This window comes from Rhodoferax sp. (assembly GCF_034520025.1).
Lineage (GTDB): Bacteria > Pseudomonadota > Gammaproteobacteria > Burkholderiales > Burkholderiaceae_C > Allorhodoferax.
In genome coordinates, this window is sequence record NZ_JAXHNZ010000001.1 from 496,585 (window position 1) to 508,971 (window position 12,387).

11 protein-coding genes are annotated in these 12,387 nt (G+C 62.4%); 5 read left to right on the forward strand and 6 right to left on the reverse strand.

The genetic code is table 11. The features are described 5' to 3' along the window. Positions 1 to 16 precede the first annotated feature (16 nt). Entirely contained in the window at positions 17 to 964 is a 948-nt protein-coding gene (locus tag U5L73_RS02390; protein WP_322560859.1) for a helix-turn-helix domain-containing protein, read from the forward strand. 11 nt (positions 965 to 975) lie between these two features. Here U5L73_RS02390 and U5L73_RS02395 read toward each other — a convergent pair whose 3' ends face one another. Continuing rightward, the gene (locus tag U5L73_RS02395; protein WP_322560860.1) at positions 976 to 1,638 is read right to left on the reverse strand and encodes a Crp/Fnr family transcriptional regulator; all 663 of its coding nucleotides are present in this window, start codon (positions 1,636 to 1,638) and stop codon (positions 976 to 978) included. Positions 1,639 to 1,769: 131 nt separating this feature from the next. Between U5L73_RS02395 and U5L73_RS02400 the strand changes: the two genes are divergently transcribed. Genes U5L73_RS02400 through gstA form a run of 3 tightly spaced genes read left to right on the forward strand, consistent with a single transcriptional unit; the run spans position 1,770 to position 4,799 of the window. Beyond that, positions 1,770 to 2,528: a class II aldolase/adducin family protein gene (locus U5L73_RS02400; RefSeq protein WP_322560861.1), complete on the forward strand. Its 759-nt coding sequence runs from the start codon at positions 1,770 to 1,772 to the stop codon at positions 2,526 to 2,528. Between the two features lie 6 nt (positions 2,529 to 2,534). Continuing rightward, positions 2,535 to 4,160: a choline dehydrogenase gene (locus U5L73_RS02405; RefSeq protein WP_322560862.1), complete on the forward strand. Its 1,626-nt coding sequence runs from the start codon at positions 2,535 to 2,537 to the stop codon at positions 4,158 to 4,160. A 30-nt stretch (positions 4,161 to 4,190) separates the two neighbouring features. Then, positions 4,191 to 4,799, forward strand: a complete 609-nt coding sequence (gene gstA, locus U5L73_RS02410) for a glutathione transferase GstA (protein ID WP_322560863.1) — start codon at positions 4,191 to 4,193, stop codon at positions 4,797 to 4,799. Positions 4,800 to 4,875: 76 nt separating this feature from the next. Here the strand turns inward: gstA and U5L73_RS02415 are convergent, their stop codons facing one another. The 4 genes from U5L73_RS02415 to U5L73_RS02430 all read right to left on the reverse strand — a co-directional run bounded on the left by U5L73_RS02415 (position 4,876) and on the right by U5L73_RS02430 (position 10,521). Then, on the reverse strand, positions 4,876 to 6,102 hold the full coding sequence (locus U5L73_RS02415) for a YbfB/YjiJ family MFS transporter (RefSeq protein WP_322560864.1): 1,227 nt from the start codon (positions 6,100 to 6,102) through the stop codon (positions 4,876 to 4,878). Further along, a complete protein-coding gene (locus U5L73_RS02420) occupies positions 6,102 to 7,676 on the reverse strand; it encodes a methyl-accepting chemotaxis protein (protein WP_322560865.1) in 1,575 nt (524 codons plus the stop codon). Before U5L73_RS02420 ends, U5L73_RS02415 begins: the two co-directional genes overlap by 1 nt. 166 nt (positions 7,677 to 7,842) lie before the next feature. Then, complete coding sequence (locus tag U5L73_RS02425; protein ID WP_322560866.1) at positions 7,843 to 8,181, reverse strand: YnfA family protein; 339 nt, start codon at positions 8,179 to 8,181, stop codon at positions 7,843 to 7,845. Between the two features lie 87 nt (positions 8,182 to 8,268). After that, positions 8,269 to 10,521, reverse strand: coding sequence for a heavy metal translocating P-type ATPase (locus U5L73_RS02430; RefSeq protein ID WP_322560867.1), 2,253 nt, complete (start codon positions 10,519 to 10,521; stop codon positions 8,269 to 8,271). Positions 10,522 to 10,615: 94 nt separating this feature from the next. On the opposite strand from U5L73_RS02430, the gene U5L73_RS02435 reads away from it, so the two are divergent. After that, entirely contained in the window at positions 10,616 to 10,981 is a 366-nt protein-coding gene (locus U5L73_RS02435) for a hypothetical protein (RefSeq protein WP_322560868.1), read from the forward strand. On the opposite strand, the gene U5L73_RS02440 is transcribed toward U5L73_RS02435, so the two are convergent. After that, positions 10,949 to 12,376, reverse strand: coding sequence for a Fic family protein (locus U5L73_RS02440; protein ID WP_322560869.1), 1,428 nt, complete (start codon positions 12,374 to 12,376; stop codon positions 10,949 to 10,951). The two genes, U5L73_RS02435 and U5L73_RS02440, sit on opposite strands and share 33 nt — an antisense overlap. Between the last annotated feature and the right edge of the window lie 11 nt (positions 12,377 to 12,387).

Below are 12,387 nucleotides of genomic sequence, written 5' to 3' on the forward strand. Positions count from 1 at the left end.
CCCATAATGTGCCACCATGCCCCACCGACAGGCCATGAGCACCGACGACTTCGCCCCCCGCGAGCGGGCGCCGCTGTGGTGCGAGTGGGTGTGGAAACACTTTGGCGGCCTGCGCTCCGACCTCTATGGCGACACAGACTTTAACGGGCATCTGAGTACCGGTCGTGCCGGCGACTTGATCCTGACCCGGCTGGAAGCCAACCGCCACCGCGTGGTGCGGACCCTCGACATGGTGCGCGCTAGCGAGGAAAGTTATCTCAAGATCGTGGCACCGCTGCGCGGCCGCGCGGGGGTCGAGCAGTCAGGCCGGCAAGCCTGGGTAGGCCATGGTGCATGGACCATTTACGACACCACCGCTGACTACCTGATTGCCAACCCCGAACGGGTAGAGCACTTGATCGTCATGGTGCCCAAGTCCCAACTGGCAGGCCAAGGCTTGCGACTGGAACAATTGATGGCACGACCGATCAACGGGCAAAGCGGTATCGGCCGGGTAGCACTCACCACCATGCGCAGCACTTTCGAGGAACTGCCCCACATGCGCGTAGATGCCGCCCGCGGCGCCGGCGAGTTGCTCACCCAGCTGGTACGGCTATCACTCACTGAGCTGGCGGGCCTGCACACGCCGCTCACCCAGCGGGAAGCGCTCAAAGACCGTATCCGTCAGTACGTGGCTTTGCACCTGCGGGACCCGCAACTCTCGGTCGAGCAGATTGCCACGGCGCTCAACTGCAGCAAGCGCCACCTCTACAACGCCTTTGCCGACGAAGCCCAGCCACTGGCCAGCTACATTCAACATCAACGGCTAGCCGCTTGCTTACGCGAACTGCAGCAGGTGGGATCCGCCGGGCGCCCTATCACCGAGATTACGCTGCACTGGGGCTTTAACAGCCCCTCGCACTTCAGCCGCGTGTTCCGGGAGCACACGGGGCTCAGCCCCAGCGAGTTCCGGCAACAGCACTGAGCGGGGCTGCTTCAGGCGAGTGCGGCCTCGCGCTTCAACAGCTCGGTGTCGCGGAACTCGATGTGCCCATACCCCAGCGCAAGCGCACCTGCGCCCACTAAGTACTTGAGCTCTTTGGCAAGCGTTTGCCGGGTCACACCGAGCATCATGGCCAACTCCTCATGGGAGACCTGCACACCGCTGCGACTCTGGTGAGAGAGGGTCATGTCGCCGCGGGCCAGGCTGATCAGGCGCCGCGCCACCCGGGTGCGCGTGGAACGCAACATCGAGTCTTCAACCAACCCACACAAGCCCCGCACCCGGGTCGCCAGCAGCACGCTGATGCCTTGCACAAACCCGATCCGCTGCATCAAGGCCTGAAAATCACGGGGGGTAATCACCAACAGAGTGCCAGCCTGCAGGGCGACGACGTCGTGGGGCCGGATTTCTCCGTCCACCATGGAGGTCTCACCGAACCAGTGTCCGGCCTCTAGGACCGACAAAATCCCCTCGCGCCCATCTTCGCCCGAAGCGGTCACCCGGAACACGCCGGAGAGCACGCCGTAAAAGCCCCCGCTCGCATCCCCACGGCGGTACACCGCTTCACCCGGCGACACTTCTTGCTCAATGGCCACCGCGAGCAGCGCTTTGCGCTCGACGAGCGGCAAGCCATCGAACCAGGTGTTGATTGACATTTTTTTAATAACTCTGCTTTGGAGTGTGTCATCCATTCCCCTTTAGTGATTACCCTGAATTGTTAGTTTTTTTACAGTGTATCGATCGCGATGCAAGTACGCTGGACCTTGTTGTAACTAGGGAGGCATCCATGCCCGCTTCATCCGTTCAAGCCCAAGTCAGTGCGCAAGAGTGGCAGCTGCGCCAGGATCTGGCTGCTTGCTACCGCCTTGTGGCCCATTACGGCTGGAGCGACCTGGTGTTCACCCACATCAGTGCGCGCATACCGGGTCCGGATCACCATTTCCTCATCAACCCATACGGATTGATGTTTGACGAAATCACTGCAAGTAGTCTCGTCAAAGTGGACCAGCATTGCAATAAGCTGAATGACTCACCCTACTCCGTCAATCCGGCCGGTTTTGTAATCCACAGCGCGATCCATGAAGCGCGGGAAGACGCCGGTTGCGTGCTGCACACCCACACCCGCGCCGGTGTTGCCGTCAGTGCCCAAAAGGATGGCGTACTGCCCTTAAGCCAGCAGTCGACCTTTGTGCTGGCGTCCCTGGCGTACCACGACTATGAGGGCGTCGCCTTCCGCCCGGAAGAGAAGCCCCGCTTGCAAGCCGACCTCGGGCACGCCAATTTCATGGTGCTGCGCAACCACGGCTTGCTGGTGGTGGGTAAAACCATTGCCGATGCCTTTTTGAGCATGTACACCTTTGAGGCCACCTGTCAGATCCAGCTCGCCGCCCAATCGGGCGGTGGCGCCCTGACCCATGTCGACCCGCGCATCGTGAGTGGTGTGGCCGAGGCCATGCGGGTCCAAACCGGCGGACTGGGCGGCGCATTTGTCTGGCCTGCGCTGCTGCGCAAACTGCAACGCATAGACCCCGGTTACCTGGATTGAGACCGTATGAACCCCACAGAATTTGACTACATCGTCGTTGGTGGCGGCTCTGCCGGCTGCGTGCTCGCGGGGCGCTTGAGCGAAGACCCGAACACCACCGTCTGCCTGCTTGAAGCCGGTGGCCCGGACACCAGCGCCTTTATCCATGCACCGCTAGGCTTTGCAGCCACCGCCCCGCTCGGCATCTTCAACTGGAACTATGAAAGCGTGCCGCAACCCGGCTTGGGCGGGCGCCGCGGCTTCGCGCCCCGCGGCAAAGTGCTGGGGGGCAGCAGCTCGCTCAACGCCATGGTCTACACCCGCGGCAACGCTGCCGATTACGACCGCTGGGCAGACCACGGCAACCCCGGCTGGAGCTATCGGGATGTCTTGCCCCTATTCAAGCAATCTGAAAACAACCAATGCATCGGCGCCACCGACCTGCGCGGTGTGGGCGGCCCCCTGAACGTGTGCTACCTGCGCAGCCCCAGCCCGCTGAACCAGGCCTTTATTGAGGCATGCAAAAGCCAAGGCCTGCCCCGCACCACCGACTACAACGGCACCCAGCAATGGGGCGTGGCGCCCGCCCAGGTCACCCAAAAAGACGGCGAACGCTGGAGTGCAGCCAAGGGCTACCTCACCCCCCACCGCCACCGCAGCAACCTGACGGTCATCACCCAAGCCCACACCCACAAGGTGCTGCTCGACAGCAGCCACGGGGACCCGCGCGCCACCGGTGTGCAGTACGAGCACAAGGGCCAGCTGCGCGAGCTGCGTGCCCGCCGCGAGGTGCTGGTCAGCAGCGGCGCCTTCGGCTCGCCGCAGTTGTTGATGCTCTCAGGCATCGGCCCCGCAGAGCACCTGCGCCACCATGGCATTCCGGTGCGGCACGCCCTGCCGGGCGTTGGCCAAAACCTGCAAGACCACATCACCACCGTGCTGATCTACCGCACCCGACACCAGCGCGAAACGCTGGGCTTCTCATTCGGCGGCGCACTGGCATTGCTGAAGTCCATCTTTGAATGGCGCAGCCAACGCACCGGCTGGATCACTACCAACGTGGCTGAGACCCAAGGCTTCATGAAAACCCGCCCGGAGCTCGACATACCCGATATCCAGCTCGCTTTTTGCACCGGCATCGTAGACGACCACACCCGCAAGCCCCACCTCGGCCACGGCTACACCCTGCATGTGACCCTGATGCGGCCTAAGAGCCGTGGCAGCGTGACCCTGCAAAGTGCCAACCCCGAAGACGCTCCGCTGATCGACCCTGCCTATCTGCAACACCCTGAAGACCTCGAGGCCCTGGTGCGCGGCACCCAGATGGGCCTGGACATCATGGAAGCGCCCGCCTTGCAGCCCTACCGCGGCAAGATGCTCTACCCGGTGGAGCGCAACAACCGCACGCAAATCGAGCAGTTTTTGCGCAACCACTCCGACACCGAATACCACCCGATCGGCACCTGCAAAATGGGCCCGGCCAGCGATCCGATGGCGGTAGTGGATGCCAACCTGCGGGTGCACGGCATCCAGGGGCTGCGGGTGGTGGACGCGTCCATCATGCCCGACCTGGTCACCGGCAACACCAATGCGCCCACCATCATGATTGCAGAAAAAGCCGTGCACAGCATCCGCACTGCCGAGGTCCGCTAGCATGTCGGCTTCACCTCTTTAAGGCCCACCATGAAGCTGTACTACTCCCAAGGCGCCTGCTCGCTGGCACCCCATATCGTGATGCACGAAGCTGGCTTGACTTTTGACGCCATTTCCGCGCCCACCAAAACCCACCAGCTGGCCGACGGCACCGACTTCTACACCATCAACCCGCTGGGCTACGTACCGTTTTTGGTGCTGCAAGACGGCCGCAGCCTGCATGAGACACCCGCCATCGTGCAATACCTGGCCGATTTGGTGCCTGAAAAACACCTCGCCCCGGCCAACGGCTCGTTTGAGCGCTACCAACTGCAACAGTGGCTCACCTTCATCGGTACCGAAGTGCACAAAAACTTCAGCCCCTTGTTCAACCCGGCAGCACCCTTAGAAGCCAAAGAACAAGCCAAGCAAACCTTGGCCAAACGCTTGGCATGGGTGGACGGCGAACTGGCCGGCAAAGACTACCTGCTCGGCGCCACTTTCAGCGTGGCCGATGCCTACCTGTTCACCGTGACCAATTGGGCCCGTCTGGTCAAGGTAGACCTCAGCGCCTTCGCCAACCTGCTGGCCTACCGGGCCCGCGTTGCCGAGCGCCCCGGCGTCCAAGCCGCCATGCGTGCAGAAGGATTGCTGAAGTAACACGCAGCGCGCTTCAAAAGCCAAGGGCCCTTACGGGCCCTTGTTGCTATGTAAATAGTAGCAACAAGCGCAATTATCAAGAGGGCTTCAGTGCTTTTTGACGTATAGCCAGCGCGGCACCCATCCACAAAGCAATTGCCGAAAACACCAGCCCCCGTGCCAAGCCACCGGGGCCGTCTGCGATCCAGCCGACCACCGTGGGGCCCACAATCTGGCCGGCTGCAAACACTGTGGTGAACGCACTGATACCCGCTGCCCAGGCCGTGGGCGGCAAGTTGTGCCGCACCAGGGCAGTGGTGGACGCCACCACCGACAAAAACACCGCGCCAAACAACATGCCCGAGGCCAGCAACGCCGGCCACCACTGGGTGAGCGCCGGCAAAACAATGGCCACCCCCAACAGGGTGTTGAGGGTCGCCAAGGGCCGGCCGTCCTGGTGCTTGTCGAGCAAACCCGCCCAAATGCGGCTGGAGGCAATCACTGCCGCACCCAAGAGCGCATAAAACACCGTCACCGCCGCAGCCGACGTGCCCTGAGATCGCAGGAGCGCCACCACAAACGTCATGTAGCCGATATAGCCCACCCCGAAAAACAGGTACCCGGCCAGGCCAAAGCGGAAATCTCTCCAGTGAAACTGCTGCGGCCCGCCCGCACCCGCAGGTGCACCCGGCAGCGCCCAGCGCGACATGACCCGTGCCGGCCACGCCAACACAGCAGTACCCGCCACACACGCCAACGCCAAGGCCCACCACGACCACTGCCAACCATGGGGCTGCGCGGCATACACCTCCAGCAGGCGGGGTACAACCAGCGCACTGAGCACAATGCCCACGCCGGTGCCCCCGTAGTAGATGCCCAGCAGCAAACCGTTATGGCGCGGAAAGCGTGCACCCAAGCGAGCGGCGAGCAAACCACCGGCCACAAACACCAGCGCACTCGCCACACCAGCCAACAGGCGCTGCGCGAGCAGGGTCGTGGTATCGGTAAAAAACCCGCTCAGGCCCATGAACACCGAAGCCAGCACCGCGCCGCGCCACAGCACCTCGCCCGGGCCGCGGGTGCGCAACAAACGGGGCGCCCACAGCGCCCCGATCAAGTAGCCCAGCGCGTTGGCCGTGTTCATGGCGCCAGCCAGGGTGTAGCTCCAGCCCAGATCGGTGCGCATGGCTGGCAAAAGCAGGCCATAGGCAAAACGGGTAATCCCCAGAGAAACCGCAGCCCCCAAAGACAAAGCCAGCGCGAGGCACCAGCCTTGAAAAGAGATTGCTGCAGGGGTGGCTAAGGGTTGGTCCGCGCCCGCCATCAGGCGGCGCTGCCCTGCAAGCGGAACTGGCGCACCACCTGCGCCAAGGCATCGGCCTGCTCGCGCAAACCTTGGGCAGCTGCAGCGCTCTGCTCCACCAGCGCCGCGTTTTGCTGGGTTGCCTGGTCAATCAACCCGACCGACTGATTGACCTGCGCAATACCGCTGGACTGCTCGGTGGAAGACGAAGAGATTTCGCCAATGATCTCGCCCACGCACTGCACGCCATCCACCATTTCTTTCATGGCGGCACCGGCCTCTTCCACCAGCTTGACGCCGCCATCGACCGCATGCACGCTGGTGCTGACCAGGCCCTTGATTTCTTGCGCCGCCGCCGCCGAGCGCTTAGCCAGCATCCGCACTTCAGACGCCACCACCGCGAAGCCGCGACCCTGCTCACCAGCGCGGGCGGCCTCAACGGCCGCGTTCAGCGCCAGGATATTGGTCTGGAAAGCAATGGAATCGATCAGCCCGACGATGTCGTTGATCTTGCTGCTGCTGGCGGCGATCTCGTGCATGCTGCCCACCGCCTGGGTCACCACCTGACCGCCACGGGCTGCCAAGTTGTAGGCTGAGTCCGACAGCTGGCGCGCGGTTTGGGCCGCATGGGCGGTTTGCTGCACGTTTTCGGTCAGCTCTGCCAAAGAGCCCACGGTGTCTTGCACGCTGCTGGCAGACTTTTCGGTACGGACCGACAAATCCTGATTGCCTGAGGCAATTTCCTGGCTGGCCGTGGCCACACTTTCGCTGGCGTTGCGCACCTGCGAGACCAAGGCGCTCAGGCCGTCTTGCATCGCCTGCTGGGCGCGCTGCAAATCGGCCACCTCGTCTTTGCCATGCACCACGACCCGGTGTGACAAATCACCGCCGGCAATCGCCTGTGCCAGCAACCGGGCTTTCTCCAAGGGCTGGCAAATCGAATTCATGTTCAAAATAGTCAGCGGCACCACCACGAGCGACGCCACCGCCAGTGCTGCAATGAACACCCACCGCACCACTTCCGCCACCCTGTGCTGCTCCTCCACCGACGCTTCGACCTCCCGGTTGAGAATCAGCTCTAACTCAGACAGCTGCTTATCAATCACCAAAAACTCAGCGAGTGCTTTTTGGCTCATGCGGTTGGCGGTGGTGGCGGATTCGTAGCCACTACTTTTGAGTTGCACAGCGACTGCCTCAAACGACTTGGCATAGGTCTGCAAGCGCAAAACCAACTCGCGGACCACCACGTTACCCGGGTCTTCCTCGCCATCCAGGAAGCCATTAGCAACCTTCTCGGTTTCTGCGAGGTTCTGCTTCCAGCGGGTATAGGCTTTCTCTACTTCGTTGGGGCGCTCGTACTCAATGATCATGTCTTTCTCTGCCATGCGCACCATGGCGAGTGCGCCACGCAGATGGGACAGGTGCTGCACTTCTGCGAACGCGTGGTGCAGAAAATCATCGCTCTGAGCTTTGATCTGCCCCATGCCCCAGAGCCCGCCCAAGCCCAACATGCTGAGCAGCGCCAACACCATGGCAATGGCACACAGCATGCGCAGCCGGATCGTGAATTGGCGCATCATTGTCATCATGGTCATGTGGTGTTCCTCGGGTGAACCGGACTGGCGTGTCTGGCCATTCTTTCAGAGTCTAGAGCGGGCTACAAGCCGCAATCCAAGGCAAAAACCCTGTGTTGCCCGCCATTTCCCGCCTTCGGGGCGCCGCAAGAATCCCACGAGGCACCGTGCCCTGTTTTGACCTCAGTTATACCGGGGCGCGCGGCCCCAGTACGATGATCGCCATACCGGCCAAAGCCAAGCCTGCGCCCAGCAGATCCCAGCGGGTCGGCGCAATGCCATCCACCCACCAGAGCCACACCAGCGCGGTGGCGACATACACACCGCCATAGGCCGCATACACCCGGCCGCTGGCAGCGGAGTGCAGGGTAAGCAGCCAAACAAACAAAGCGAGTGACGCCGCCGCCGGCAGCAGCACCCACACCGGTGTGCGCTGCTGCAGCCACAGCCATGGCAGGTAGCACCCCACGATCTCGGCGATCGCGGTGAGCACATAAAGACCGGTAGTGAGCAGCAGGGATTGCATGGGTGCCTTGAAGTTTGCTCACATTTTAGGAGCTAACCGCGCAGATTCCATGAGCGCCAAAGGCACTTTTTACTACTATTCAGCGGCTTACTTGCCACCCTGCTCCGGCGTCCAGCGCTTGAGCAGCAGGGCATTGGTCATCACGCTCACCGAGCTCAGCGCCATGGCCGCACCTGCCACCACCGGGCTCAAGTAGCCCAGCGCCGCCAGCGGAATGCCCGCCGCGTTGTAGGCAAAGGCCCAAAACAGGTTTTGCCGGATTTTGGCCACCGTGCGGCGGCTGATATCCAGCGCAGCAGCCACCAAAAGCGGGTCGCCCCGCATGAGGGTGATGCCCGCCGCGTGCATGGCGACATCGGTACCGCCACCGTGGGGGTTGGCCATGGCCATACCCACATCGGCCGCCGCCAGCGCGGGGGCATCGTTCACACCGTCACCCACAAAAGCTACGCCGCCTCGGCCCGCCTTCAGTTCCAATACCTTCGCGGCCTTGTCGCCGGGCAACACCTCGGCCAACACGTCCTTCACGTCCAAGCCCAGCCGTGTGGCCATGGCTTCGGCCGCACCGCGGTTGTCACCGGAAATCATCACAGTCTGGATGCCGCGGGCCTTCAAGGTGGCCAACGCTTCCCTGGCACCGGGCTTGGGTTCGTCCGCGAACGCAAGCAGGGCCAGCAGCTGTACACCATCGACTTGTTGCTCCGCCATCGCCGACACGGTGGCGCCGCGCTTCTGCAAACCCGCCGCTTGCGCTGCGACCGGCGCCATGTCCACCCCCAGCTCCGCCATCCAGCGCAGGCTGCCCAGCAAGACGCCGCGCTCGCCCACTTTGCCTTGCATCCCCCGGCCGGCGACGGCTTGCACATCGGTAGGTGCGGCCACAGAGAGTCCTTTGTCTTTGGCGGCCTGCAACACGGCGCGGGCCAACGGGTGCTCGCTGCCGCTTTGCAACGCAGCCGCCAAGGCCAGTGCTTCGTCTTCTGCCATGCCCACAGGCACCAGCGCGGTGAGGCGTGGCTGGCCTATGGTGAGCGTGCCGGTCTTGTCAAAGGCCACCACGCGCACGGTGCGCGCCACTTCCAGCGCTTGCGCGTCCTTGATCAAAATGCCGAACTTGGCCGCCACCCCGGTGCCCGCCATGATGGCGGCCGGTGTGGCAAGGCCCAGCGCGCAGGGGCAGGCAATCACCAATACCGCCACCGCGTGAATCAAGGCCACTTCAAAGCTGTGGCCGGTGAAATACCAGCCCAGCAGCGTGACCAGCGCAATCACCAGCACCACCGGCACAAACACTGCGCTCACCTTATCCACCAAGCGCTGGATAGGCGCCTTGGCGGCCTGCGCGTCTTCCACCAGGCGGATGATGCTGGAGAGCACTGTGTCCACGCCTACCGCGCGCACCAGCAACACCACGCGGCCTTCGCCGTTGATGCTGCCGCCGGTGAGCTTGGCGCCCACCTCTTTGGTGACCGGTAGAGGCTCGCCCGTCAACATGGATTCGTCCACCTGCGTGCGGCCTTCGAGCAGCGTGCCATCTACCGGAAAACGCTCGCCGGGTTTCACCACCAGCCTGTCGCCCACCAGCACTTCGGCCACAGGCACATCCACCTCGCCATCGCGGCCGATCAGGTGCGCCGTGTCGGGCCGCAGGCTGTGCAGGGCGCGAATGGCGGCCGTCGTCTGGCGCTTGGCGCGGGCCTCCAGCCACTTACCCAGCAACACCAGCGTCACCACCACGGCACTGCCTTCAAAGTACAGGTGCGGCTCCATGGCGGGCATGCCGTGCGCGCTGTGGTCCGGCGCAGTCAGCCACAGCCACATGGACAAAGCCCAACCCGCCGTGGTGCCCAGCGCTACCAGCAAATCCATATTGCCGCTGCGTGCCAGCAAAGCATGCCAACCGGCCTTGTAGAAACGTGCTCCCAGGATGAATTGCACCGGCGTAGCGAGCAAAAACTGCCACAGCGCGGGCAACATCCAGTCTTTGCCAAACAGGTCACCCACCATCGGCAGCACCAGCGGCGTGCAAAGCGCCAGGCCGATGCCCACCGGCCCGAAGCCCGCCCAGGGCGAGGCATCCACCGCGTCAATGGCCGCACTCGGCGCCAGCGGCTCGTAACCTGCGTCCCGCACCGCGCGACGCAAACGGGCTTCCATGCCCGCGTCATGCACCGCAATGCGGGCGGACTCGGTGGCCAGATTTACCGTGGCACTGTCCACACCCGGCACTTTTTTTAACGCTTTTTCCACCCGCATCACACACGATGCGCAGGTCATGCCGCCAATGCCGATATCGATGGTCGTGGAGGACGGGTTGACGGAGGGATTTTCAGTGTTCATGGGCAGAGCGTAAGCCTTGCCATGGTAGGAAGGTCAAGCGCCTATTTTGGATAGGTGTCCTTCATTCAAACCGAATGGCGACATTCAGAAACCAATGTCTGTAAGCTCAATTACCCAGGAATATGCGACAGTCAATCGCATTACGCGAAAAATTCAAATTGGAGTGCCGCCGATGCGGGAATTACCGACACCACCTATCGATCCAGAGATTTTAAAAATAGCAAAAGCAATGTCGTTGGCCAAGACGCCAGCGAAGAAGCTAGAGCTGTTAAACACACTAAAAGAATTGTCTGGGAAACTGGAACAGGCTACCCAGAACGCCGTAGCGGAAGCCCGTCACAAGCAAGTCTTAGCGGAACTGAAAGTGACTCAAATTCAGACAGGGCAAGCGATTCAAGCAGCGTACGGCGAAGGTTATAGCGCCGGCTCATGGCCGCATACCAGTGGTACTTCCAATTAGCGCTTTCCGCCACCCTTCCACCTCCAACGGCCGCAACCCAAAACGCACCGCATTACCTGCATGCAGCGCCTTGAGTTCAAGCAATGCGAGCGCCGTAAAACCCGATTGATCCGCCTGTGCCACTTCCAGGGGCATACGCCTGAGCAGGGCCTCCTCGGTCGCAGGCGCTATCCCTCGCACCATGGCGGCCACTACGTCACTCAGTTCCCGCCGATAGCGCATGCGAAACACATCCGGCTTGCCCATGTTTTGCTGCACCGCCACGTACTGCTGGCAAGAGCGCCCGTAGGCCCACACAAACACATCGCGCAGCAACTCCACCCGGTTGAGTTCGTACACGCCCAGCATAGCGTCCACGTAGGCTTGTTGGGGCACGTCAATAAACGACAACGGGCACAGGTTGTGCTGAATGAACGGAATGTTGGCCGCCAGGCGCGAGACGCGTTTGTTCACATCTTCAAAGGGCTGCAAGTAGGGCAGGTGCACCATCAGAAAGAAAGCTTGTTCGAATGGGTCTGCAATCTCTGCCGCCATCTCCAACACAAACCCGAAAAGGTCTTGTATCCCTTGCGGCGAGGCCAAGGGCAAATACACGCTCCCCCCAATGCCGACCGCTCGCTGCCGTAGACGGCCTACTGCGGCAGGGTCGGCCATCAACCCATCGGATAGGAAAGCGTGCAGCGCTATCACCGTATCGGGCGTCAGACTCGCGCGCTCGGGGTCGTGCACCAGGTATTCAATAGCCTCTTTGTGATTCAGGATCATCTGGGTTTCCACCGCGTCTTTCCCCTCGGCCACTTGGCCCTGGGCAATCAGGCGCTCGGTGTCCAGACGGCTGTAGGTGTTGCCCTCCAGCCGGGAAGACGCCCAAGCAAGATCAATCAACAAGCGGTTCAGGATGTCTTTCGCAAAAGTGCCTGCCGGGGTCTGCGCGGCGGGTGACTGGCCCAGGGTGTGAAGCTGGGCGCGTAGCTCTGGCAACAGGTAGGCGGTGACATTGGGAACGTAGGCCTCCAGAAACGCTTGTTGGTAGCCCACGGGCTTGCGCAAGTGGCGCGGCTGGCGCACATAGGCCTTGATGGCCTCACCCTCGGGAGAGGTGGGCACGTAGGCGTCAGTCGGATAGTCCGCGCCGGGTTCGCGCGCAAGCACGGGGGCAACGGGCTGAGGCACTGTCTGTGCGCTGGTGGTCGCCAGCACATACCGGGCCCCCCGCCCTTTGCCTTCCAGCACCACGGCGTGCGCCTGCGCCAAGGTGGCCATGCGCCGCTGCAGGGTGCGTCTGGGTACCGAGGGGAACGCGGCACACAAGGCATCCATGCCCAGGCCTGCTGGGCATCGGGCGATAAAGCGAAGCGCATCTGATTCAAGCGTGGCGTGATTTGGCGTATTCATGGCGCATTCAT

What these genes read in the sequence shown, in the direction of transcription:
- U5L73_RS02390 (WP_322560859.1), top strand. Translation starts at nt 17, where the DNA reads ATGCCCCACCGACAGGCCATGAGCACCGACGACTTCGCCCCCCGCGAG.
- U5L73_RS02395 (WP_322560860.1), bottom strand. Translation starts at nt 1,638, where the DNA reads ATGTCAATCAACACCTGGTTCGATGGCTTGCCGCTCGTCGAGCGCAAA.
- U5L73_RS02400 (WP_322560861.1), top strand. Translation starts at nt 1,770, where the DNA reads ATGCCCGCTTCATCCGTTCAAGCCCAAGTCAGTGCGCAAGAGTGGCAG.
- U5L73_RS02405 (WP_322560862.1), top strand. Translation starts at nt 2,535, where the DNA reads ATGAACCCCACAGAATTTGACTACATCGTCGTTGGTGGCGGCTCTGCC.
- gstA (WP_322560863.1), top strand. Translation starts at nt 4,191, where the DNA reads ATGAAGCTGTACTACTCCCAAGGCGCCTGCTCGCTGGCACCCCATATC.
- U5L73_RS02415 (WP_322560864.1), bottom strand. Translation starts at nt 6,102, where the DNA reads ATGGCGGGCGCGGACCAACCCTTAGCCACCCCTGCAGCAATCTCTTTT.
- U5L73_RS02420 (WP_322560865.1), bottom strand. Translation starts at nt 7,676, where the DNA reads ATGACCATGATGACAATGATGCGCCAATTCACGATCCGGCTGCGCATG.
- U5L73_RS02425 (WP_322560866.1), bottom strand. Translation starts at nt 8,181, where the DNA reads ATGCAATCCCTGCTGCTCACTACCGGTCTTTATGTGCTCACCGCGATC.
- U5L73_RS02430 (WP_322560867.1), bottom strand. Translation starts at nt 10,521, where the DNA reads ATGAACACTGAAAATCCCTCCGTCAACCCGTCCTCCACGACCATCGAT.
- U5L73_RS02435 (WP_322560868.1), top strand. Translation starts at nt 10,616, where the DNA reads ATGTCTGTAAGCTCAATTACCCAGGAATATGCGACAGTCAATCGCATT.
- U5L73_RS02440 (WP_322560869.1), bottom strand. Translation starts at nt 12,376, where the DNA reads ATGAATACGCCAAATCACGCCACGCTTGAATCAGATGCGCTTCGCTTT.